A 22,993-nucleotide genomic window follows, 5' to 3' on the forward strand; every position below is an offset into this window, starting at 1 on the left:
GGCCCTCACCAGCGATACGACATGTGTTTCATATTGGGGCCCGAAGCCGCAAGTCGGGATGGTTGCATTCCGGGAACTGATTTCCGTTTGGCCCGGTGACCGGGGCCCGAAAGGCCAAAGCCCCCGCAGTGAACGCTGCGGGGGCTTTGCCGTCCTGGTCGTAATGCGGCGGGCGTCGGTTCAGGGGCTGATGATCACCTTCAGGGCGTGGCTGTCCGCCGCGTGGCCGAAGGTCTCATAGGCCGACAGGACATCGTCCAGGGTGAAGCGGTGGGTGATCAGCACGGTGGGGTCCAGCTTGCGCGACTGCACCGTCTTCAGCAGCATGGGCGTGCTGACGGTGTCCACCAACCGGGTGGTGATGGCGATGTTCTGGGCCCACAGCCGGTCCAGGTGCAGGTCGGCCTTGTGCCCGTGCACGCCGACATTGGCGATAACGCCGCCCGGCGCCACCAGATCCTGGCACAGCTCGAACGTGGCGGGGATGCCCACCGCCTCGATCACCGTGTCGGCGCCGATGCCGTCGGTCCAGCCCTTCACCGTTTCCACCGCGTTGTCCTTGGCGCTGTTCACCGTGCGGGTGGCGCCGAAGCGGCGGGCGACTTCCAGCCGGTTGTCGTCGAGGTCGATCATGATGATTTCGGCCGGGCTATAGAACTGGGCCGTCAGCAAGGCCGCCAGGCCGATGGGGCCGGAACCGACGATGGCGACCGTGGCGCCCGGCGCCACCTTGCCGTTCAGCACCCCGCATTCGAAGCCGGTGGGCAGGATGTCGCTCAGCATGGCCAGCGCCTCCTCATCCGCCCCGTCGGGGATGGGGTAGAGGCTGGTGGCGGCGTGGGGGATGCGGACATATTCCGCCTGGGTGCCGTCGATGGTGTTGCCCAGGATCCAGCCACCGGTGCGGCAGTGGGAATACATGCCCCGGCGGCAGTAGTCGCAGGTACCGCAGGCGGTGATGCAGGAGATCAGCACGCGGTCGCCCGGCTTGAACGTGGTGACGCCCGGTCCCACCGCGTCGATCACGCCCACGCCCTCGTGCCCCAGGATGCGGCCGGGCGCGCAGGTGGCCACATCGCCCTTCAGGATGTGCAGGTCGGTGCCGCAGATGGTGGTCTTGGTGATGCGGACGATGGCGTCACCGGGATCCGTGATTTCCGGCTTCGGCCGCTGTTCCAACGCCTTGCGGCCCGGACCCTGATAGACAAGCGCCTTCATGGTGGTTCTCCCGATGATTGTTAGGTGGATGGTTCGGCGCCGGCGGCGTTCCGCTCTAATGGGCCAGCAGGGCCGGGACCGGTGTCTTGGTCAGGATGTTCCGCGTCACGCCGCCCAGGGCCCATTCCCGCAGGCGGGAATGGCCGTAGGCGCCCGCGACGATCAGGCCGGCGCCCAGCAGCTCGGCCTCGTTGAACAGGGCCGCGGCGACGTTGTCCCGCTTGCCCAGGTGCCGGACCTCCGCATTGACGTCGTGGTGCCGCAGGTAGCGGGCGACATCGGCGCCGGGCTTGCCGGTGCGGGCCGGGGCCGATCCGCCCGGGTCGGCGGTGACGATGACCACCTGGTCGGCCTGGCGCAGGAAGGGCAGGGCGTGCATCACCGCGTTGGCCGCCTGTGGGCTGTTCTTCCAGGCGATGACGACGGTGTCCAGCGGCCGGATGTGGAGCGGATCCGCCTCGGGAATGACGAAGACGGCCCGGCCGGACCCGAACAGGGCGGCCTCCACCACGTCGCTGGCCCGGTTGGGCTGGGCCACGCGATAGGGGGTGCGCACCACCAGCAGGTCGGCCAGGCGGGCCTGGGTGGCGGCCACGCCGCCGGCCTGTGCCGCCAGGCAGTCGAAGCGGGCCAGGTCGCGGGGGACGGCCACCCGGTTGAACCGCAACTCCAGCGCGTGTTCCACCAGGCCGCGCCGCGCCTCGGCCTCCAGCAGATGCTCGGCCAGCAGGCCGCGGCTGACGGGGTAATGGGAAACGCTCAGCGGCGGATCGGGCAGGAGGTTGATGAACAGGCCCTGGAGGTGGCTTTTGTGGACCACCGCCAAATGTTCGGCCTGGACAATCCGGCTTTCGTCGTCGGTGCTGCCGTCCAGGTGCACCAGAATTTCCTTGATCATCATGCCGGCCCTCATCCTGTGAAGCGGCCTGTCCATGACGGGTGCATGGAGGCGGGTCGCCAGCTGGATGACAGCTTGCCGCAAGCCGGCCGGCCCGACCTTGACCTGGGTCAACAGTTCGCAGGCTAAAAGGCGTAACCCTCCGTTGCGCAGCGAGGGGTTGTGTATTCGGCTTATGCCAGCGGCACGAGACTCTGGCTCGTGCCGCTATAGGACGCGACACGCATTATTGGCTGGGCACAGGATGCAGCGCCGGCTTGGCCCGGCGCAGGCTCAAGGCCGTGTCGATGGCCAGCGCGATGCTGCGGGCCCGGTCGTCGATACCCGCCCAGACCGCACCCCGCATCCGGGGATCCACCTCCAGCAGTTTCACGCCGGCCGGCACCTCCGTCCCGTCGCGGGCGACGCCGCGCAGGATGCCGTCGAACGGCGCCTGCACCGGGGCCCCGCCCAGGTAGCCGACGATGTAATCCTTGAAGACACGGGACCCGATCTCCATCGCCGTGTGCCAGCGGCCGGGCAGGGTGGAATAGACGAACCGTTCCGCCCCCCGGTTGCCCAGGGTGCGGACGATGCCGTCCGCCGGCTCCGTGGTGCCCTGCCGCACCAGCGTGCCTTCCTTGCTGGGCTTGGTCTCGATGGCGAAGTCGCAGTTGGCGCCGGCGGTGAAGCCCGGCCCCAGGCCGATGGTGAACTGTGCCAGCCGCCGCAGGTCCGGCGTCGTCTGGTACTTCTGCAGGCGGGCGTCGACCAGCAGGTCCAGCGTGCGGATGACGATCAGGTCCAGCAGGCCCAGTTCGGTGATGACCACCCCCTGGCGGCGCGCCAGGGCGGTCAGCACCGCCACCCCGCTGTCGGCCCGTTCGGCGGTGACCCCCGCCAGGACGATGGCGTCGTCGAACAGGGCGTCGTGGAAGGCCATCTTGCGGCGGATCACCGGCGGCGACGGGTCGTGCGACATGACCACGCCATAGCCTTGCTGGTGCAGGCGGATGGCCACGGCCGAGGCGATCTCATTGGTGCCGAGGATGACGGCGTAAGGCGGGCGATCATGCATCACGGCGTTCCAGTGCTGGCGGGGGCGGGGCAGGACGGATGGGGATGGGACTGCGGGTGGCTGCAACCGGTCAGGGCGGCGGCATCGTCGGCCGGCAGGCCCAGGTGGGTCGCCAACGCTTCGAATCCGGCCAGGTTCAGGCCCGCCACCTCCGCCAGCGGGCGGCGGATCAGCAGCGGTTCGGCCACCAGGCGGGCCAGGGCCGTGGCGGCGTCCATGGCCGCCGGATCGACGCTGCCGTCCTTGATGGCGGGGGCAGCCGGGTTGAACCAGCTGGCCACCGGCGTCTGGCCGAAGAAGCCGCGCAGGCGTTCGGCCGTCCACGGTTCGGCCAGCAGGCTGCGGGCCAGGACGGTGTGGCCGGCGGCCTCCAGCATCCGGCGCTGGCGGGCGTTGCCGCGGCAGCCGGGCTTCTCATAAAAGACGATGGTGCTCATAGGGGCAACCCCGGGGTAGCGGGCGCGCCGCCCAGCTGCACCAGCGGCGCGCCGCCCCGGCCCAGCACCGCATCCACCTTGCGCCGCACCTCCGCCAGGGTCAGCGGCTTCAGCAGCGCGCCGTGGGCGCCGGCCTTAAGCGCCGCCAGCGCCAGGGCCTCATCCGCCTTGGCGCAGACGATCAGCACCCGCACGCCGGGGAAGGCGCGCTGCATCTCACCCACCAGGGCCACGCCGCGCGCCGCCACCAGGGTTATGCCCAGCAGCACCACGTCCGGCCGCAGCCAACCCACGCCCCGGGCGTAGGCGTCCTCCGGCGTCGCCAGCTCATGGGTCTCGATCTCATCCTGCAGCATGAACTGCAGGGCCGCGCGCGTGATCTCATCCGGGTCCACGACGAACACCCGCCGCTGGTCCACGGCCTTGGCGGTTTCGACACCGATCTGCATGGCATGCCCTTTCCTGACAATGGGCTGCCCGATGGGGGCATTGCCGGTCCCTCAAGCAATTTCCGTTCCGTCGCCGGAAGCTGGGAAGCCCGCTGTTTCCGGGCCGCCGCCCTTGTTTCGTTTGCGACAGCACCCTACCGGCCTGTCGGGTTCGACACATCTTTGTCGGGTGCCGGTGGGACGAATAAATTAGTTATGAATCAATGAGTTACTAAAATTTCGCCACTTGGCACACCGGTTGCTGAAATACCGGTCGGCTAGTGAGGGCTGAGTGCACGCCTACGCGCTGTCGAGCGATGTGCTCCTTCCCGAAATCCGCGAGCCAGCGTCTGCGAACGAGGATCGTCACCGGGCATGGGCCGGGGGGCGGCCTGGCAATCGGCTTAACAATCGGTTCAAGGAGACTTCAATGTCGGCTCTTCGACAAATCGCGTTTTACGGCAAGGGTGGTATCGGCAAGTCCACCACCTCCCAGAACACCCTGGCGGCCCTGGCCGAGATGGGCCACCGCATCCTGATTGTCGGCTGTGATCCCAAGGCGGATTCCACCCGCCTGATCCTGCACGCCAAGGCCCAGGACACCATCCTCAGCCTGGCCGCCGCCGCCGGCAGTGTGGAGGATCTGGAGCTGGAAGAGGTCATGAAGGTCGGCTACCGCGACATCCGGTGCGTTGAGTCCGGCGGCCCGGAACCGGGGGTCGGCTGCGCCGGCCGCGGCGTCATCACCTCCATCAACTTCCTGGAGGAGAACGGCGCGTACGAGGACATCGACTACGTCTCGTACGATGTGCTGGGCGACGTGGTGTGCGGTGGTTTCGCCATGCCCATCCGCGAGAACAAGGCCCAGGAAATCTACATCGTCATGTCGGGCGAGATGATGGCCATGTACGCGGCCAACAACATCTCCAAGGGCATCCTGAAGTACGCCATGTCCGGCGGCGTCCGCCTGGGCGGCCTGGTCTGCAACGAGCGCCAGACCGACAAGGAGCTGGAACTGGCCGAGGCCCTGGCCAAGAAGCTGGGCACCCAGCTGATCTACTTCGTGCCGCGCGACAACATCGTGCAGCACGCCGAACTGCGCCGCATGACGGTGCTGGAATACGCGCCGGAAAGCGAACAGGCCAACCATTACCGCAAGCTGGCCCAGCGCGTTCACAACAACGCCGGCAAGGGCATCATCCCCACCCCCATCACCATGGACGAGCTGGAGGACATGCTGATGGAGCACGGCATCATGAAGAAGGTCGATGAAGCCATCGTCGGCAAGTCCGCGGCCGAACTGGCGATCGCCTGACCCCCATGGCCGCCGGCGCCGCCTGGCCCGTCCCGCATGGCGGGCCGGGCGGCTGCGGCCCTTCTCCCCGGGTAAAACGAGGACAGCGAAATGAGTATGTCGGAGACGCAGAGCGTTGCGGAGATCAAGGAACGCAACAAGGAATTGATCGCCGAGGTCTTGCAGGTCTACCCGGAGAAGACCGCCAAGCGGCGCGCCAAGCACCTGAACGTGCATGAGGCCGGCAAGTCCGATTGCGGCGTGAAATCCAACCTGAAGTCCATCCCCGGCGTCATGACCATCCGCGGCTGCGCCTACGCCGGGTCCAAGGGCGTGGTGTGGGGCCCCATCAAGGACATGATCCACATCAGCCACGGCCCCGTCGGCTGCGGCCAGTATTCCTGGGGTGCCCGGCGCAATTACTACATCGGCACGACCGGCATCGACACCTTCGTGACCATGCAGTTCACGTCCGACTTCCAGGAAAAGGACATCGTCTTCGGCGGCGACAAGAAGCTGGCCAAGATCATGGACGAGATCCAGGAACTGTTCCCGCTGAACAACGGCATCAGCGTCCAGTCGGAATGCCCCATCGGCCTGATCGGCGACGACATCGAGGCCGTGTCCAAGGTCAAGTCCAAGGAATATGGCGGCAAGACCATCGTGCCCGTCCGTTGCGAAGGCTTCCGCGGCGTGTCGCAGTCGCTGGGCCACCATGTCGCCAACGACGCCATCCGCGACTGGATCTTCGACAAGGTCGATCCCAACGCCCCGGCCAAGTTCCAGGACACGCCCTACGACGTCGCCATCATCGGCGACTACAACATCGGCGGCGACGCCTGGTCGTCCCGCATCCTGCTGGAGGAGATGGGCCTGCGCGTCATCGCCCAATGGTCGGGCGACGGCACCCTGGCGGAGCTGGAGAACACGCCCAAGGCCAAGCTGAACGTCCTGCACTGCTACCGCTCGATGAACTACATCTCGCGGCATATGGAAGAGAAGTACGGCATTCCCTGGACCGAATACAATTTCTTCGGCCCCAGCAAGATCGCCGAATCCCTGCGCCGCATCGCCAGCTACTTCGACGACAAGATCAAGGAGGGGGCGGAGCGTGTCATCGCCAAGTACCAGGCGCTGATGGACGACGTCATCGCCAAGTACCGCCCCCGCCTGGAAGGCAAGACCGTGATGCTGTTCGTGGGCGGCCTGCGCCCCCGCCACGTCATCGGCGCCTATGAGGATCTGGGCATGGAGGTGGTGGGCACGGGTTATGAGTTCGGCCACAACGACGACTACCAGCGCACGGCCCAGCACTACGTCAAGGACGGCACGCTGATCTACGACGACGTGACGGGCTATGAGTTCGAGAAGTTCGTGGAGCGCGTCCAGCCCGACCTGGTGGGGTCCGGCATCAAGGAAAAGTACGTCTTCCAGAAGATGGGCGTGCCCTTCCGCCAGATGCATTCCTGGGACTATTCCGGCCCCTATCACGGCTATGACGGCTTCGCCATCTTCGCCCGCGACATGGACATGGCCATCAACGCCCCCGTCTGGAAGATGGCCAAGGCGCCCTGGAAGGGCAGCGCCCAGCCCCGCCTGCTGGCCGCCGAGTAAGGGGCGCCGGCCCGCCCGACGATGTTTTTCGGAGAGGTTACATCATGACGCAGAGTGCCGAAAACGTGCTCGACCATTTCGAGCTGTTCCGTGGCCCCGAATACCAGGACATGCTGATCAACAAGCGTCAGCAGTTCGAGAACCGGCGCGACCCGGCGGAGGTCGAGCGCATCCGGGAATGGGCCAAGACGCCCGAGTACCAGGAAAAGAACTTCGCCCGCGAGGCGCTGACCATCAACCCGGCGAAGGCCTGCCAGCCGCTGGGCGCCGTGTTCGCCGCCGTGGGGTTCGAAAGCACGCTGCCCTTCGTCCACGGCTCCCAAGGCTGCGTCGCCTATTACCGCAGCCATTTCTCCCGCCATTTCAAGGAGCCGTCGTCCTGCGTGTCGTCATCGATGACGGAGGACGCGGCGGTGTTCGGCGGCCTGAACAACATGATCGACGGGCTGGCCAACGCCTACGCCATGTACAAGCCCAAGATGATCGCCGTCTCCACCACCTGCATGGCGGAGGTGATCGGCGACGATCTGAACGCCTTCATCAAGACGGCCAAGGAAAAGGGCTCCGTTCCGGCTGAATACGACGTGCCCTTCGCCCACACCCCCGCCTTCGTCGGCAGCCATGTCACCGGCTACGACAATGTCATGAAGGGCATCCTGGAGCATTTCTGGGACGGCAAGGCCGGCACGGAGCCCAAGCTGGAACGCCAGCCCAACGACAAGATCAACTTCATCGGCGGCTTCGATGGCTACACCGTCGGCAACATGCGGGAGATCAAGCGCATCTTCGGCCTGATGGGCATCGACTACACCATCCTGGGCGACAGCAGCGATGTCTGGGACACCCCCACGGATGGGGAGTTCCGCATGTATGACGGCGGCACCACCCTGGCCGATGCCGCCGCCGCCGTCCACGCCAAGGCCACCATCTCCATGCAGGAACACTGCACGGAAAAGACGCTGCCCTTCATCAAGGCGCATGGGCAGGAGGTGGTGGCCCTCAACCACCCGGTGGGCGTGGCCGGCACCGACCGTTTCCTGATGGCGCTGGCGCGCCTGACCGGCGTGGAAATCCCGGAATCGCTGGAGCGGGAGCGCGGCCGCCTGGTCGATGCCATCGCCGACAGCAGCGCCCACATCCACGGCAAGAAGTTCGCCATCTACGGCGATCCCGACCTGTGCCTGGGCCTGGCCGGCTTCCTGCTGGAACTGGGGGCGGAGCCGACGCATGTGCTGGCCACCAACGGCAACAAGGCCTGGGCGGCCAAGGTGCAGGCGCTGTTCGACAGTTCCCCCTTCGGGAAGAACTGCCACGTCCACCCGGGCCGCGACCTGTGGCACATGCGGTCCCTGCTGTTCACCGAACCGGTGGATTTCCTGATCGGCAACACCTACGGCAAGTACCTGGAGCGCGACACCGGCACGCCGCTGATCCGCATCGGCTTCCCCGTCTTCGACCGGCACCACCACCACCGCTATCCGCTGTGGGGCTACCAGGGCGGGCTGAACGTGCTGGTGACCATCCTGGACAAGATCTTCGATGAGATCGACCGCAGCACCAGCGTGCCGTCCAAGACCGACTACAGCTTCGACATCATCCGCTGACCATCCCCAAGCGGACCATTTGTTCTCCGTGGCGTTCCCCAAGACGCACGCATCCTGGCCGCGCCGCCTGTTCCCCGGAACCGGTGGCGCGGCACTTCTTGACCGTTGATGAGGAGCCGGACCCATGAGTTCGCTGGCCGCCACCATCCAGGAGGTCTTCAACGAACCGGGCTGCGCCAAGAACGCCGGCAAATCGGCGACGGAGCGCAAGAAGGGCTGCACCAAGCAGCTGCAACCGGGCGGTGCCGCCGGCGGCTGCGCCTTCGACGGCGCCAAGATCGCGCTGCAACCCCTGACCGACGTGGCCCACCTGGTCCACGGTCCCATCGCGTGTGAGGGCAATTCCTGGGACAACCGGGGTGCGAAATCGTCCGGTCCCACCCTGTGGCGCACCGGCTTCACCACCGACATGAACGAGACCGACATCGTCTTCGGCGGGGAAAAGCGCCTGTACAAGGCCATCCGCGAGATCATCGAGAAGTACGACCCGCCGGCCGTCTTCGTCTACCAGACCTGTATCCCGGCCATGAGCGGCGACGACATCAACGCCGTGTGCAAGGCGGCGGCCGCCAAGTTCGGCAAGCCGGTCATCCCCATCAATTCCCCGGGCTTCGTCGGCCCGAAGAACCTGGGCAACAAGCTGGCGGGCGAGGCCCTGCTGGACCATGTCATCGGCACGCAGGAGCCTGACCGGACCACGCCCTACGACATCAACATCATCGGCGAATACAACCTGTCCGGCGAACTGTGGCAGGTGAAGCCCCTGCTGGATGAGCTGGGCATCCGCATCCTGTCCTGCATTTCCGGCGACGGACGCTATCGCGAGGTCGCCTATTCCCACCGGGCGCGGGCGGCGATGATGGTGTGTTCCAAGGCCATGATCAACGTGGCCCGCAAGATGGAGGAACGCTACGGCATCCCCTTCTTCGAAGGCTCATTCTACGGCATTGGGGACACCAGCGACAGCCTGCGCCAGATCGCCCGCCTGCTGGTGGATCGCGGGGCGCCGGCCGACCTGCTGGACCGGGTGGAGGTGGTGGTGGCACGGGAAGAGGCGCGCGCCTGGGCCGCTATCGCCCCCTACAAGCCGCGTTTTCAGGGCAAGAAGGTGCTGCTGATCACCGGCGGGGTGAAATCCTGGTCGGTGGTGGCCGCCTTGCAGGAGGCCGGGCTGGAACTGACCGGCACCAGCGTCAAGAAATCCACCCGGGAGGACAAGGAACGCATCAAGGAACTGATGGGCCAGGACGCCCACATGATCGAGGACATGACCCCGCGGGAGATGTACCGCCTGCTGAAGGATGCCAAGGCGGACATCATGCTGTCGGGCGGTCGGTCGCAGTTCGTGGCGCTGAAGGCCGCCATGCCCTGGCTGGACATCAACCAGGAACGCCACCACGCCTACATGGGTTATGTCGGCATGGTGAGGCTGGTGGAGGAGATCGCCAAGACCCTGTTCAACCCGATGTGGGAACAGGTGCGGCGCCCCGCCCCCTGGGACAACCCGGCCGACAGCTGGCAGGCCCGCGCCGACGCCCAGCTGGCGGTGGAGGCGGCGGCACTGGTCGCCGATCCGGAAAAGGCGGAACAGGTGCGGCGGGCGGGGGCGGTCTGCACCTGCAAGGGCGTGGCCCTTGGCACCATCGAGGATGCGGTCCGCGCGCACGGCTTGACCAGCCTTGAGGACGTGCGGCGGCACACGGCGGCCGGCACCGGCTGCGGCGCCTGCTCTGCCCGTGTGGAAGATATCCTGGTAGCGGCGGAGTAGGGGCCATGGCGACCGTCACCCATGTGAAGAAGGCCTGCACCGTCAACCCGCTGAAGATGAGCCAGCCCATCGGCGCCGCCCTGGCCTTCATGGGCCTGCGGGGGGCGATGCCCCTGCTGCACGGGTCGCAGGGCTGCACCTCCTTCGGGCTGGTGCTGTTCGTCCGCCACTTCAAGGAGGCCATCCCCCTGCAGACGACGGCGATGAGCGAGGTCGCCACCGTCCTGGGCGGCTACGACAACGTCGAACAGGCCATCCTGAACATCCACAAACGCACCAAGCCCGAGATCATCGGCATCTGTTCCACCGGCGTCACCGAGATCAAGGGCGACGATGTTGAGGGTTACATCCGCCAGGTGCGGGCAACCCACGCCGAGGTGGCGGACCTGCCGCTGGTCTATGTCTCCACCCCCGACTTCAAGGACGCCTTCCAGGACGGCTGGGCCAAGGCCGTCACCCGCATGGTGCAGGAACTGGTGGTGCCGCGGTCGGCCGACACGGTGCGCGACCCGGCCAAGGTGGCCGTCCTGCCCGGTTGCCACATGACGCCGGGCGACCTGGACGAACTGCGCGCGATCTTTGAGGATTTCGGGCTTGAACCCCGTTTCCTGCCCGATCTGGCGGGCTCGCTGGACGGCCACATCCCGGACGACTTCACCCCCACCACCATCGGCGGCATCGGCGTGGATGAGGTGGCGGCCCTGGGTAACGCCGCCTGGGCCATCGCCATCGGCGAACAGATGCGCCCGGCGGCCCAGGCGCTGCACGGCAAGACGGGCGTGCCCTTCCGCCTGTTCCAGCGCCTGTGCGGCCTGGGTCCGGTGGATGACTTCATCATGTTCCTGTCGGAAATCAGTGGCCGGTCGGTGCCGGCCAAGTACCGCCGGCAGCGCGGGCAGCTGGTGGACGCCATGCTGGACGGCCATTTCCACCTGGGCGGCCGCAAGCTGGCCATCGGGGCAGAGCCGGACCTGCTGGCCGATGTCGGCGGCATGCTGCACGGCATGGGCGCGCAGATCGTGGCGGCCGTCACCACTACCCATTCGCCCGTACTGGCCGGCGTGCCGGCGGATGAGGTGCTGATCGGCGACCTGGAGGATCTGGAGCGCCGGGCGGCGGAACGCGGCTGCGACCTGCTGATCACCCATTCCCACGGCCGTCAGGCGGCGGGTCGGCTGGGCATCCCCTTCTTCCGCATGGGCCTGCCCCTGTTCGACCGGTTGGGGGCGGGGCACCTGGTGTCGGTGGGGTATCGCGGCACGCGCGACCTGATCTTCGCCATCAGCAACCTGGTGATCGCCGACCACGAGCACCACCACGAACCCACGCCGGATACCTGGCGCGGTGATGAAAAAGGGGAAGCCGCATGAAGGTCGCCTTCGCCACCCAGGACATGAAACGGGTCGATGCCCATTTCGGCTGGGCCCGCAACATCGCCATCTACGAACTGGATCCCGACGGCTATCGCCTGGTGCAGGCGGTGGAATTCGCCGGCGATTTGCAGGAGGACGGCAACGAGGACAAGCTGGCGCCCAAGATCGACGCCATCCGGGACTGCGCCATCCTTTATGTCGCCGCCATCGGCGGATCGGGTGCGGCCCGCGTCGTCGCCAGCAACATCCACCCCATGAAGGTCAGCCAGCCGGAACCCATCGAGGACCTGCTGGAACGGCTGCGCGCCGTGCTGAACGGCACGCCCCCACCCTGGCTGCGCAAGGCCATGGCCAAGGGGGCCGCCCGCACCCTGGATTTGGAGGATTGAGCACCATGTCGGACGTCCTGGACGCGTTGCCCGAAACCACGGCGGCGCAAAGCCCCTTCATCCGCACCCTGGTCATGATCTGGCGCGCCCAGGACACCCACGGCACGTGGGAGGGCAAGTCCGACCTGGACCTGCTGGCCCCCTACGTGGTGGACCGGGAACAGCGCCGGCAGATGCCCATCATGGGCGATCCCGATCCCGAGACCATCTGGCGGCTGGAGCTGTTCTTCAACGCCGTGGCGCTCAGCATCGAACAGGCCACCGGCGTGATGGTGTCGCCCATGCTGAAGATGAGCCATGAGGGCTTCGGCCGCATGGTGCTGATCGGCGGCCGGCTGGTGGCGGTGAACAAGCAACTGCGCGACGTGCATCGTTTCGGATTCGATACGATGGCCAAGCTGGCGGAGGAGGGGACGAAATACGTCCAGGCCGGCGTGGACATGATCGGGCGCTTCCCCGATGTCGCCCGGTATTGAGGGGGGAATACGGCATGAGCGATATCGACGCCCTGAAGAACGAGATCAAGAAGCAATCGGCGCGGGCCATGCAGGCCAAGATGGACCTGCACGACCTGTCGGAGGAGTTGCCGATCAACTGGCCCAGCATCCTGGAGGTGGCCCAGCGCACCCATGACGCCTTCGCCGTGCTGGAGGCCAAGCGCGCCGACCTGAAGGCCCTGGAGACCGCCTGGGCCAGCGCCACCCAGATGTCCGTCACGCCATGAGAAGGAGGCGGCACCCATGTCATCCCTTACCCGCGACGGCCGGTCCTGGCAGCCGGATTTCCTGATCGCCATCGACGCCAAGCGCTGCATCGGCTGCGGCCGCTGCTTCAAGGTTTGCGGCCGGGGCGTGATGGTGCTGAAGGGCATCACCGAGGATGGCGAGATGGTCGCCCTCGACAGTGATGACGATGATGATGAGATCGAGAAGAAGGTGATGGTGATGGATGACGCGGGCGCCTGCGTCGGCTGCCGCGCCTGCGCCCGCGTCTGTCCCGCCAATTGCCAGACGCACGCACCCCTGGCGGACGCGGCGTGAACGGCCCGGCGGATGCTTACCACTGGCTGATGGCGCGGGCGGCACCCGCCGACCCCTTCGACCTGCACGTCGCGGCCAGCATCCTGTCGCTGGCCTGGGCCGAGGCCCTGGTGGGCCGTTGCCCCCTGCCGGTGTTCGCCGGACTGGATGGGGTCGCGCTGGAAAGCCTGGCGTGGCGCCTGTTCCCCGCCGCCTGGCCTGGCCTGGCCGTCCTGGCTGACGGGCCGGCCGCCCTGGGCGATGATGAGGTGGCGGTGCGCGACCTGTTGTGGATGTACGCCGATGGCGGCAGCGATCTGCAACGCGACCTGGCGGCCATGATCGCCCGGCGGTGCAGCCGCCCCAACCACCTGTGGCAGGATCTGGGCCTGCGCAACCGTGGGGAACTGTCGATGCTGATGCGGCGGCATTTCGGCGGCCTGGCCGACCGCAACCGGCAGGACATGAAATGGAAGAAGTTCCTGTTCCGCATGATCTGCCGGGCGGAGGGCTTCACTCTGTGCACCGCCCCGGTCTGCACCGATTGCGATGATTTCGACAGCTGTTTCGGTGCTGAGGATGGCGAGGCCATGCTGGCCCACATCCGCTCCGGCCGGCCGCTGCCCGCCCTTTGAATGCCGCCGATTGATGGAAATGCCCCATGTCCGTCGCCTACGCCCTCTGCCGCCTGGATGAGATCCCCAGCCGCAAGGCCTGGGGTTTCCAGCTGTTGCGCGTCGATGACGACGGGATGCCACGCCCCTGGGCCATCGTCGTGGTGCGGTGGGGGCGGCAGGTGGTGGGCTACGTCAACCGTTGCCCGCACAACGACGTGCCCCTGGACTGGGAACGCAACCAGTTCCTGGATGGCGAGGGCACGCGCCTGATGTGCGGCAAGCACGGCGCCCTGTTCGACCTGGCCACCGGCACGTGCGTCGACGGTCCCTGCCTGGGCCAGGGGCTGGTGCCGGTGGCGCTGTCCGTCATCGACGGGGACATCTGCGTCACCGGCGTCATCTTGGTGGAAGAGGATGACCCAGCGGCATGAGGCAAAGCCTCATGCCGCTGTAGGCCCCGACCGGGGCCGCCGGAAGTTTCTGGGGAACGAAGTGGACTGGAAACTGAGGAAGCCCCAAGCCAGCGGATGCTGGCGCCCGGCGCCTGAGGGCGAACCAGCTTCTCAAACCGGCCGGTTTTCGTTGCGGTTCTTCACCGGCAGCATCTGGGCCACGCCGTCCTCATAACTCAGCGCCGGATAGCGTTCGTCGTAGCGCAGGCTGATGTCCAGCAGCACGTCCAGCTTGCCGGCGGTGTCCAGCTTCCGGATGTCGTTCTTATCGACACCCATCAGGTCCATCATCTCCTTCCACACCGTGGATTCATCGCAGGGCAGGACGGTGTAGGTGATGCCGTCCAGGGTGACGTGATATCCCGCCAGCAGGTCGATGTTGTTGCAGAAGATGAAGTACTTGCCGCTGGGCCGCAGCAGGCCGGCCAGCACCTCCGACACGTCCTTCAGGTAGGCGAAGGAATGGACGTAGCCGGCCAGGATGGGGATGGTCGCCTCTCCGGCTTGCGCGAAGGTCAGCACCTGTTCCAGCTTGTATTCCGGCGGGCGCTTCTCATCGGCGATGTGCGGCTGGAACTTCAGCGCGATGTCGCCGCGAAAGCCGAAACGGCCGGGCTTGGTGGTCGGCGCCTTCAGCACGGCGTTCACCAGGCGCTCTTCCGTGGCCAGGCGGGCGAGTGCGGTCTGTTCGATGGTCGTTGTCATGGGGTGGGGCTCCTGTTCTGGCGATGGCCCGCGCGCGGGCTTCCGCTGCGGGCTTCCGCTGTCCCTTTGCAAGCGCTTTGCCGCTTGCCCGCCATCGGCCACCCCCTTGGATTTGCGCGGGTTTGGGGTCGGCCGTGCAGCAAACGCCCCTGTCGCAAACCCGACATTGGGGGTGTGAACGCAACAGCGTTTGGCCGGAAAACCGAAGTTTTCCAACGATCTGCCCTGTGGCACGGCCTTTGCGGAAGGCTGGTGGTCACCAATCCACCAACCATGGCAGGTGCCCCCATGATCACCTTGACCTCCAGCGCCCTGAACGCCGTCCGCAGCGCCATCGCCGGTGCCGCCAACCCCGCCGAAGGCCTGCGCATCAGTGTCGATGCCGGTGGCTGCGCCGGCTACAAATACATGATGGGCCTGGTGGGGGCGGCCGAGCCCGACGACACCATCATCGACCAGGACGGCGTGAAGGTCTTCGTCGATACCAAAAGCCATGAGCTGCTGAGCGGCACCACCATCGACTTCGTGGTGGCGCTGGAAGGCTCCGGCTTCACCTTCGACAACCCCAACGCCAAGTCCGCCTGCGGCTGCGGCAAGTCCTTCGGTTGAGGGGGCTGCCCATGCTCGCCCCGACCTTTGAGGAAAAGCCCGCCGATGTGGTCACGGTCGAAGACCGCCGCCTCGGCATCATCCGCGACGCCATCGCCGAAATCCGGCCCGGCCTGCAACGCGATGGCGGCGATTGCGAATTGCTGGGGGTGGACGGCGACGTGGTGCGCGTCCGGCTGACCGGCGCCTGCGTCATGTGCCGCCTCAGCAGCGCCACGCTGGAGGGCATCCAGGCCCGGGTGGTGGAACGGCTGGGCGCCTTCGTCCGCCTGGTTCCCGTCCTGGGCCGGGCGCCGGATCCGCACTGACCGGTTGGAGGCATCGTCCCATGCGGCCCGTCTACCTCGACAACAACGCGACCACCCGCACCGATGCGGAAGTGGTGGCGGCCATGCTGCCCTGGTTCACGGAAACCTACGGCAACGCCTCCTCCGCCCATGCCTTCGGGGCGGTGGCGGCCGACGGGGTGCGGCAGGCGCGGCGGCAGGTGCAGGCCCTGCTGGGGGCGGCCCACGATGCGGAGATTGTCTTCACCTCCGGCGGGACGGAGGCCGACACCACCGCCATCCTGTCCGCCCTGGAATGCCAGCCCGACCGGGATGAGATCGTGACCACGGCGGTGGAACATCCGGCCGTGCTGGCGCTGGCGGCACATCTGGAAAAGACGCGCGGCATCAAGGTGCACAGGGTCGGGGTGGACGGCGACGGCCGCCTGGACCTGGACGATTTCGAGCGCGCGCTGGGCCCGCGCACCGCCCTGGTTTCCGTCATGTGGGCCAATAATGAGACGGGGACCCTGTTCCCGGTGGCCGACCTGGCGCGACAGGCGCGGGCGGCCGGCGCCCTGTTCCATACCGACGCCGTCCAGGCGGTGGGCCGCCTGCCCATCCGCCTTCAGGACACGGCCATCGACATGCTGTCGCTGTCCGGCCACAAGCTGCACGGCCCCAAGGGCATCGGCGCGCTGTATGTGCGCAAGGGTGTCGCCTTCCGCCCGCTGCTGCGCGGTGGCCGACAGGAACGGGGCCGCCGGGCGGGGACCGAGAACGTGCCCGGCATCGTCGGCCTGGGGACGGCGGCGGACCTGGCGGCGCGATATCTGCAGACGGAACGGGGCTGGATCGGCGCCCTGCGCCACCGGCTGGAACAGGGGGTGCTGGCCCGTATCGGCCACGCCCGGGTGGTGGGTGATCTGGACAGCCGCCTGCCCAACACCAGCTGCATCGCCTTCGATTATGTGGATGCCGACGCCGTGCTGCTGATGCTGGACCGGGCGGGCATCGCCGTGTCGTCCGGCTCCGCCTGCGCCTCGGGCGGGATGGAGCCGTCGCACGTGCTGCGCGCCATGCGGGTGCCGGCCGGCGCGCTTCGCGGCGCCCTCCGTTTCTCATTCTCCCGCGACAGCGCCGGGCCGGACGTGGATGCCGTCCTGGACACGCTGCCCGACATCATCGGCCGGCTGCGCGCCGCGTCGCCGCTGTGGCGGGACCGCACCCCCACCTTCGCCTGACCCTTTTTTAGGAGACGCAGCATGCTCAAGGCACCGCCCATCGTCATCAATGACAGCACGCTGCGCGACGGCGAACAGGCGCCCGGCGTCGCCTTCACCGTGGCGGAAAAGGTGGCCATCGCCGCCAAGCTGGAGGCCGCCGGCGTCGATGAGATCGAGGCCGGCATCCCCGCCATGGGCGATGAGGAGATCGAGGCGATGGCCGAGGTCGGCGCCGCCCTGACCCGGTCCGCCGCCATCGCCTGGTGCCGCATGACCGAGGCCGACGTGGACGCGGCGCTGCGCACTGGCTTGACGCGCGTCAACCTGTCCGTCCCCGTCTCCGACCGTCAGATCCGGGTGAAGCTGCAAATCAGCCGGCAGGACATCATTCCCCGCATCCGGCGGGTGGTGTCCTATGCCCGCGACCGGGGCCTGGCGGTGGCGGTGGGGGGCGAGGACTCCAGCCGGGCGGAGATGGACTTCCTGTTGCGTGTCGTCGCGGCGGCGGAGGAGGCGGGCGCCCACCGTTTCCGTTTCGCCGACACGGTCGGCATCCTCGACCCCTTCCGCACGCATGAGATTTTCCGCCAGCTGTGCGCGGAAACCGACCTGGAACTGGAATTCCATGGTCATGACGATCTGGGCCTGGCCACCGCCAACACCCTGGCCGCGGTGCGCGGTGGCGCCACCCATGCCAGCGTCTGCGTCCTGGGCCTGGGCGAACGCGCGGGCAACGCGGCACTGGAGGAGGTGGTGGCCGCATTGGGCCCTATCGCCCAGCGCCAGACGGGCGTGGATTTGACCCAGCTGACGGGCCTGGCCGAACTGGTGGCCGCCGCCGCCGGCCGCCCCATCCCGGTGGCCAAGTCCATCGTCGGGTCCGCCGTGTTCGCCCATGAATCCGGCATCCACGTCTCCGGCCTGCTGCGCGACCCGGAAACCTATGAGGCCATCGACCCGGCCTGGTTCGGCCGCGTGCGCTCCATCGTGCTGGGCAAGCATTCCGGCATGGCCGCCATCAACAACGCCCTGAAGGCGCTGGGCCTGTCCCCCGAGGAGGGCCGCGCCCGGCGGGTGCTGGATGAGGTGCGCAACTGCGCCGTCGCCTGGAAGCGTCCGATCAATGAGGGCGAGTTGCTGAAGTTCTATGAGGCGACCGGCGATTGAAGCCGGGCGGGAGGTGGCCATGGTGCAGGAAAATGGACTGTGGCGCCTGGTGGCGGAGGATGTCGCCTGCGTGAAGGCGCGCGATCCCGCCGCCCGCCATCGCCTGGAAATCGTCCTGACCTATCCGGGCCTGCACGCCGTCATCCATCACCGGGTGGCGCATCGGCTGTGGCGCCGGGGCCTGCGGTTTCCGGCCCGCCTGCTGTCTTGGTTCGCGCGGCTGGTGACCAATGTCGACATCCACCCCGGCGCCCGCATCGGCCGGCGCTTTTTCATCGACCACGGCGCCGGCGTGGTGATCGGTGAGACGGCGGAGGTGGGGGACGACGTGACGCTCTATCACGGCGTCACCCTGGGTGGCACCAGCTGGTCGCCGGGCAAGCGCCATCCCACCATCGGATCCGGCGTGCTGATCGGCGCCGGGGCCAAGGTGCTGGGGCCCATCCGGATCGGTGCGGGCGCCCGCATCGGCGCCAATTCCGTGGTGGTGGAGGATGTGCCGCCGGAGATGACGGTGGTGGGCATACCCGGCCGGGTGGTGCGGGCACCCCGCCCCCGGCAGGGCGGTGCCGGCCGCATCGACCTGGACCACCATCTGATCCCCGATCCGGTGGGCGAGGCGCTGACCCTGATGCTGGACCGCATCGCCTTCCTGGAGGTGCGGTTGGCCCATGCGCAGGGCCGGCTTTCATATGAACCCGAACCAAGGGGCAGGGACCATGGGCGTGTTGGATGAGCTGTCGCGGCTGTCGTCGGCCGAGGATTTCTTCGTGTTCCTGGAGGTGCCGTTCGACGCCGCCGTTGTCCGCGTGGCGCGGCTGCACATCCTGCGCCGCATGGGGCAGTACCTGCGCGGCAGCGAGGCCGAGGACGCCTTCGCCGGCCGGGATGAGGCCGACATCCGTGTCCTGTGTCGCGGCCACCTGGAACAGGCCTACCAGGACTTCGTCGCCTCCACCCCCATCGCCGAGCGGCTGTTCAAGGTGCACCGCGACGCCGTGGCGCCCAAGCAGGCGGCGCCGAAACCCTTCGTGCCCCTGGCGGCGCTGGGCGGCGTGAAGGGGACGTGACGGTGCGGAGACGACACAAAGCCTGTCGCCTATCCGACAAAGTGGCGGTCCGCTGAAATCCAAACCTAGTCTGTTTCACGCAAATTCAATGGCTTATCAGGTTCGCCCCGGTTGGCACGCCCCTTGCCAATCTAAGGCTGTATCGCTCAAGGCAAAGGACCCCCGTGATGCACATCGTCGTCTGCATGAAGCAGGTACCGGACAGCGCACAGATCCGCGTCCATCCGGTGACCAACACCATCATGCGCCAAGGGGTGCCCACCATCATCAACCCCTATGACCTGTTCGCGCTGGAGGAGGCGTTGCGCCTGCGCGACCGGCTGGGGGGCGAGGTGACGGTGCTGACCATGGGGCCGCCCATGGCGGAGGAGTCACTGCGCAAGGCGCTGACCTTCGGGGCCGACCGCGCCGTCCTGCTGACCGACCGCGCCTTCGCCGGGTCCGACACCCTGGCCACCAGCTTCGCCCTGGCGGCGGCCCTGGCCAAGATCGGGCAGGAGTTCGGGCCGGTGCCCATCGTCTTCACCGGCAAGCAGACCATCGACGGCGACACCGCCCAGGTGGGGCCGGGCATCGCCAAGCGCCTGGGCCTGAACCAGCTGACTTATGTGGCCCGCATCGCCGACCTGGATCCGGACGCCGGCACCATCACGGTGGAACGCCGGGCGGAGGGTGGCTTGCAGGTGCTGTCCACCCGCCTGCCGGTGCTGATCACCATGCTGGAGGGCGTGAACGAGATGCGCCGGGGCAGCCTGGACGACGCCTACCGCGCCGCCCGCGCCCAGGTGGTGCGGTGGAGTGCGGCCGACGCCGGCATCACTGAACTGGCCCGCTGCGGCCTGAAGGGATCGCCCACCATCGTGAAGAAGGTGTTCGCCCCCCAGGCGCGGGCGGAGAAGGTCCAGCAGGTGCCCACCGCCGACCGCGGCACCGATGAACTGGCGGTGGACGTCATGGCCGCGATCTTCCGCACGCGGCCGACGGTGGAAGAGGATCTGCTGCGCTTCGCCGCCGGCCAGTGAGAGGAGATCAAACGATGACCGACGCACCCAACACCAACGCCCCTCGGCCCGCCGCCGGCCGGGCCGGCACCCGGCGGGAGCTGCCCGAACATTTCAAGGCCTACAAGCACGTCTGGGTCGCGGTCGAATGCGAACACGGCATCGTCCACCCGGTGTCCCTGGAACTGCTGGGGGAGGGGCGCAAGCTGGCCGACAAGCGCGGGGTGGAGCTGGCGGGCGTGGTGCTGGCCGGGGATGAACTGACGGCGGCCACCACGGCGGCGGCGGCGTTCGAGCATGGCGCCGATCTGGTCTACACCGTGACCGACCCTATCCTGGCCCATTACCGCAATGAGACCTACACCCGGGCCCTGACCGACCTGGTGAACACCCACAAGCCGGAAATCCTGCTGCTGGGCGCCACCAATCTGGGCCGCGACCTGGCGGGGTCGGTCGCCACCACCCTGCAGACCGGCCTGACGGCTGATTGCACGGAATTGGCGATTGATGACGAAGGCTCGCTGGCCGCCACCCGGCCGACCTTCGGCGGGTCCTTGCTGTGCACCATCCTGACCCTGAACTACCGGCCCCAGATGGCGACCGTGCGGCCCCGTGTGATGTCGCTGCCCCCGCGTGAGCCGGGGCGCTGGGGCCGCATCGTGGAACAGCCGCTGGCCCTGGCGGAGGAGGACGTGGTCACCAAGGTGCTGCGCTTCATCGCCGACCGTGAAAGCGACAAGGCGCAGCTGGCCTACGCCGACATCGTGGTCGCCGGTGGCCTGGGCCTGCGCTCGGCGGAGAATTTCCAACTGGTGCGGGCGCTGGCGGAGGTGCTGGGCGGCGACTACGGCGGGTCGCGCCCTCTGGTGCAGAAGGGCTGGATCACGGCGGACCGCCAGATCGGCCAGACCGGCAAGACCATCCGGCCCAAGCTGTACATCGCCGCCGGCATCTCCGGCGCCATCCAGCACCGTGTGGGGGTGGAGGGGGCGGACACCATCGTCGCCATCAATACCGACCCCAACGCCCCCATCTTCGAATTCGCCCATCTGGGCGTGGTGGCGGACGCCATCGAACTGTTGCCCGCCCTGACGCGGGCCTTCCAGGCGCACCTGTCGGTGAACCGCCTTGCCGGCTGAAGGAGGCCCCCGATGATCAAGGACAAGTTCGACGCCATCGTGGTGGGGGCCGGCCCGTCCGGCAACGCCGCCGCCTATACCATGGCGAAGCAGGGGCTGAAGGTCCTGCAATTGGAGCGCGGGGAATATCCCGGGTCCAAGAACGTGCAGGGCGCCATCCTCTACGCCGACGCCCTGGAAAAGATCATCCCCGATTTCCGCGAGGATGCGCCGCTGGAACGCCATGTGATCGAACAGCGGCTGTGGACCATGGACGACACCTCCTACGTCGGCATGCATTACCGCTCCGACGACTTCAATGAGGAAAACCCCAACCGCTACACCATCATCCGCGCCCAGTTCGACAAATGGTTCAGCGGCAAGGTGCGCGAGGCCGGCGTCGTCCTGCTGTGCGAGACGACGGTGACGGAACTGCTGCGCGACCCGCAGGGCCGGGTGATCGGCGTGCGCACCGACCGCGAGGGTGGCACCGCCTTCGCCGACATCGTCATCCTGGGCGAAGGCGTCAACGGCCTGGTGGGCCAGCGCTCCGGCCTGCGGCCCGAGCTGAAGCCGGACACGGTAGCCCTGGCGGTGAAGGAGATGCACTTCCTGCCGCGTGAGGTGATCGAAAGCCGCTTCAACCTGACGGGTAACGAGGGCGTGGTGATCGAGGCCATGGGCACCATCACCGACGGCATGACCGGCACCGGCTTCATCTACACCAACCAGGAATCCATTTCGATCGGCATCGGCTGCATCGTGTCGGACTTCGCGGAAAGCGGGCGCACGCCCTATGGCCTGCTGGAGGCGTTCAAGCGCCACCCCAGCGTCCGCCCCCTGCTGGAGGGGTCGGAATGCAAGGAGTACGCGGCCCATCTGATCCCCGAAGGCGGCTACAACGCCATGCCGCAGCTGTTCGGCGACGGCTGGATTGTGGTGGGCGACGCCGGCCAGTTCGTCAACGCCGTGCACCGTGAAGGCTCCAACCTCGCCATGACCACCGGCCGCATCGCCGGTGAGACGGTGGTGTGGCTGAAGCGGCGGCGTGAGGTGGCGAGCGAGGCCAATTTGGCCGAATACCAGCGCCGGCTGGAGGCGACCTTCGTCATGAAGGATTTGAGGAAATACCGGCGCATCCCCGATTTCCTGCACCGCAACAAGCAGATCTTCGGGACATATCCCCGGCTGCTGACCGCCGCCGCCCAGACATGGTTCCGGGTGGACGGCGTCGATAAGCGGGCCAAGGAAAAACAAATCTTCCAAGCGTTCCGCAACGGCCGGAGCCTGCCCGGCCTGATCGGCGACGCCTTCAAGCTGGCGAGGTCATGGCGATGATGAACACGACTGAAGTGGGGGGCGGCACCCCCGGCGTTCCCCCGGTGAAGGTGGAGGAACGCCTGTTCCAGAACCGCTACCTGGTGGATGCCGGGCGGCCGCACATCAAGATCAAGGCCCACACCACGCCGTCCAAGGCGCTGCTGGCCTTGACCCACCTGTGCCCCGCCGGCTGCTACAGCCAGAACGACAAGGGGCAGGTGGAGGCGGTGGTGGACGGCTGCGTGGAATGCGGCACCTGCCGCGTGCTGACCGCCAAGACGGGGGAGGTGGAATGGAACTACCCCCGGGGCGGCTTCGGCGTGCTGTTCAAGTTCGGCTGATG

The 22,993-nt window shown here is 67.4% G+C and carries 27 protein-coding genes and 1 pseudogene; 22 read left to right on the plus strand and 6 right to left on the minus strand.

Annotation, left to right across the window (positions count from 1 at the left end; genetic code table 11):
* Positions 1–180: 180 nt before the first annotated feature.
* From PW843_11545 to PW843_11565, 5 genes are all read right to left on the minus strand, one after another.
* Complete coding sequence (locus tag PW843_11545; GenBank protein MDE1147234.1) at positions 181–1,218, minus strand: zinc-dependent alcohol dehydrogenase family protein; 1,038 nt, start codon at positions 1,216–1,218, stop codon at positions 181–183.
* Positions 1,219–1,273: 55 nt separating this feature from the next.
* Positions 1,274–2,119: a universal stress protein gene (locus PW843_11550; GenBank protein MDE1147235.1), complete on the minus strand. Its 846-nt coding sequence runs from the start codon at positions 2,117–2,119 to the stop codon at positions 1,274–1,276.
* A 223-nt stretch (positions 2,120–2,342) separates the two neighbouring features.
* Positions 2,343–3,173, minus strand: coding sequence for a hypothetical protein (locus PW843_11555; protein MDE1147236.1), 831 nt, complete (start codon positions 3,171–3,173; stop codon positions 2,343–2,345).
* Positions 3,173–3,610 (minus strand): arsenate reductase family protein, encoded by a 438-nt coding sequence (locus PW843_11560; protein MDE1147237.1) that lies wholly within the window; start codon positions 3,608–3,610, stop codon positions 3,173–3,175. Before PW843_11560 ends, PW843_11555 begins: the two co-directional genes overlap by 1 nt.
* Positions 3,607–4,059 (minus strand): response regulator, encoded by a 453-nt coding sequence (locus tag PW843_11565; protein ID MDE1147238.1) that lies wholly within the window; start codon positions 4,057–4,059, stop codon positions 3,607–3,609. The genes PW843_11560 and PW843_11565 overlap by 4 nt, the downstream gene beginning before the upstream one ends.
* Before the next feature lie 409 nt (positions 4,060–4,468).
* Here PW843_11565 and nifH point away from each other — a divergent pair, with 409 nt between their 5' ends.
* The 12 genes and pseudogenes from nifH to PW843_11625 all read left to right on the plus strand — a co-directional run bounded on the left by nifH (position 4,469) and on the right by PW843_11625 (position 14,147).
* On the plus strand, positions 4,469–5,353 hold the full coding sequence (gene nifH, locus PW843_11570) for a nitrogenase iron protein (GenBank protein MDE1147239.1): 885 nt from the start codon (positions 4,469–4,471) through the stop codon (positions 5,351–5,353).
* 90 nt (positions 5,354–5,443) lie between these two features.
* Positions 5,444–6,946, plus strand: a complete 1,503-nt coding sequence (gene nifD, locus PW843_11575; protein ID MDE1147240.1) for a nitrogenase molybdenum-iron protein alpha chain — start codon at positions 5,444–5,446, stop codon at positions 6,944–6,946.
* 44 nt (positions 6,947–6,990) lie between these two features.
* The gene (nifK, locus tag PW843_11580; protein ID MDE1147241.1) at positions 6,991–8,550 is read left to right on the plus strand and encodes a nitrogenase molybdenum-iron protein subunit beta; all 1,560 of its coding nucleotides are present in this window, start codon (positions 6,991–6,993) and stop codon (positions 8,548–8,550) included.
* A 124-nt stretch (positions 8,551–8,674) separates the two neighbouring features.
* Positions 8,675–10,054: pseudogene (gene nifE, locus PW843_11585) on the plus strand (nitrogenase iron-molybdenum cofactor biosynthesis protein NifE).
* An 87-nt stretch (positions 10,055–10,141) separates the two neighbouring features.
* Positions 10,142–10,318: a (2Fe-2S)-binding protein gene (locus PW843_11590; GenBank protein ID MDE1147242.1), complete on the plus strand. Its 177-nt coding sequence runs from the start codon at positions 10,142–10,144 to the stop codon at positions 10,316–10,318.
* A gap of 5 nt (positions 10,319–10,323) precedes the next feature.
* On the plus strand, positions 10,324–11,688 hold the full coding sequence (gene nifN / locus PW843_11595) for a nitrogenase iron-molybdenum cofactor biosynthesis protein NifN (protein MDE1147243.1): 1,365 nt from the start codon (positions 10,324–10,326) through the stop codon (positions 11,686–11,688).
* Positions 11,685–12,080 (plus strand): nitrogen fixation protein NifX, encoded by a 396-nt coding sequence (gene nifX / locus PW843_11600; GenBank protein ID MDE1147244.1) that lies wholly within the window; start codon positions 11,685–11,687, stop codon positions 12,078–12,080. Before nifN ends, nifX begins: the two co-directional genes overlap by 4 nt.
* A 5-nt stretch (positions 12,081–12,085) precedes the next feature.
* On the plus strand, positions 12,086–12,556 hold the full coding sequence (locus tag PW843_11605) for a NifX-associated nitrogen fixation protein (GenBank protein MDE1147245.1): 471 nt from the start codon (positions 12,086–12,088) through the stop codon (positions 12,554–12,556).
* Positions 12,557–12,570: 14 nt separating this feature from the next.
* Positions 12,571–12,804 (plus strand): CCE_0567 family metalloprotein, encoded by a 234-nt coding sequence (locus PW843_11610; GenBank protein ID MDE1147246.1) that lies wholly within the window; start codon positions 12,571–12,573, stop codon positions 12,802–12,804.
* A 16-nt stretch (positions 12,805–12,820) separates the two neighbouring features.
* Entirely contained in the window at positions 12,821–13,120 is a 300-nt protein-coding gene (gene fdxB, locus PW843_11615; protein ID MDE1147247.1) for a ferredoxin III, nif-specific, read from the plus strand.
* Positions 13,117–13,734 (plus strand): nitrogen fixation protein NifQ, encoded by a 618-nt coding sequence (locus PW843_11620; GenBank protein MDE1147248.1) that lies wholly within the window; start codon positions 13,117–13,119, stop codon positions 13,732–13,734. The genes fdxB and PW843_11620 overlap by 4 nt, the downstream gene beginning before the upstream one ends.
* A 26-nt stretch (positions 13,735–13,760) precedes the next feature.
* Positions 13,761–14,147 carry a Rieske 2Fe-2S domain-containing protein gene (locus tag PW843_11625; protein MDE1147249.1) on the plus strand — a complete coding sequence of 129 codons (387 nt, stop codon included), beginning with the start codon at positions 13,761–13,763 and terminating at the stop codon, positions 14,145–14,147.
* 132 nt (positions 14,148–14,279) lie between these two features.
* Here PW843_11625 and PW843_11630 read toward each other — a convergent pair whose 3' ends face one another.
* On the minus strand, positions 14,280–14,873 hold the full coding sequence (locus PW843_11630; protein MDE1147250.1) for a hypothetical protein: 594 nt from the start codon (positions 14,871–14,873) through the stop codon (positions 14,280–14,282).
* 288 nt (positions 14,874–15,161) lie between these two features.
* Between PW843_11630 and PW843_11635 the strand changes: the two genes are divergently transcribed.
* From PW843_11635 to PW843_11680, 10 genes are all read left to right on the plus strand, one after another.
* Complete coding sequence (locus PW843_11635) at positions 15,162–15,482, plus strand: iron-sulfur cluster assembly accessory protein (protein MDE1147251.1); 321 nt, start codon at positions 15,162–15,164, stop codon at positions 15,480–15,482.
* A gap of 11 nt (positions 15,483–15,493) precedes the next feature.
* Positions 15,494–15,790, plus strand: a complete 297-nt coding sequence (locus PW843_11640; protein MDE1147252.1) for a NifU family protein — start codon at positions 15,494–15,496, stop codon at positions 15,788–15,790.
* 20 nt (positions 15,791–15,810) lie between these two features.
* Entirely contained in the window at positions 15,811–16,992 is a 1,182-nt protein-coding gene (nifS, locus tag PW843_11645; protein ID MDE1147253.1) for a cysteine desulfurase NifS, read from the plus strand.
* Positions 16,993–17,013: 21 nt separating this feature from the next.
* On the plus strand, positions 17,014–18,141 hold the full coding sequence (nifV, locus tag PW843_11650; protein MDE1147254.1) for a homocitrate synthase: 1,128 nt from the start codon (positions 17,014–17,016) through the stop codon (positions 18,139–18,141).
* 19 nt (positions 18,142–18,160) lie between these two features.
* Entirely contained in the window at positions 18,161–18,877 is a 717-nt protein-coding gene (cysE, locus tag PW843_11655) for a serine O-acetyltransferase (GenBank protein MDE1147255.1), read from the plus strand.
* Positions 18,861–19,211, plus strand: coding sequence for a nitrogenase stabilizing/protective protein NifW (gene nifW, locus PW843_11660; GenBank protein MDE1147256.1), 351 nt, complete (start codon positions 18,861–18,863; stop codon positions 19,209–19,211). Before cysE ends, nifW begins: the two co-directional genes overlap by 17 nt.
* Before the next feature lie 167 nt (positions 19,212–19,378).
* Positions 19,379–20,233, plus strand: coding sequence for an electron transfer flavoprotein subunit beta/FixA family protein (locus PW843_11665; protein MDE1147257.1), 855 nt, complete (start codon positions 19,379–19,381; stop codon positions 20,231–20,233).
* A gap of 14 nt (positions 20,234–20,247) precedes the next feature.
* Positions 20,248–21,351: an electron transfer flavoprotein subunit alpha/FixB family protein gene (locus PW843_11670; protein MDE1147258.1), complete on the plus strand. Its 1,104-nt coding sequence runs from the start codon at positions 20,248–20,250 to the stop codon at positions 21,349–21,351.
* A gap of 12 nt (positions 21,352–21,363) precedes the next feature.
* Positions 21,364–22,668, plus strand: coding sequence for an FAD-dependent oxidoreductase (locus tag PW843_11675; protein MDE1147259.1), 1,305 nt, complete (start codon positions 21,364–21,366; stop codon positions 22,666–22,668).
* Positions 22,668–22,991, plus strand: coding sequence for a ferredoxin family protein (locus PW843_11680; protein MDE1147260.1), 324 nt, complete (start codon positions 22,668–22,670; stop codon positions 22,989–22,991). The genes PW843_11675 and PW843_11680 overlap by 1 nt, the downstream gene beginning before the upstream one ends.
* Positions 22,992–22,993: the final 2 nt, after the last annotated feature.

Source organism: Azospirillaceae bacterium, from assembly GCA_028283825.1.
GTDB lineage: Bacteria > Pseudomonadota > Alphaproteobacteria > Azospirillales > Azospirillaceae > Nitrospirillum.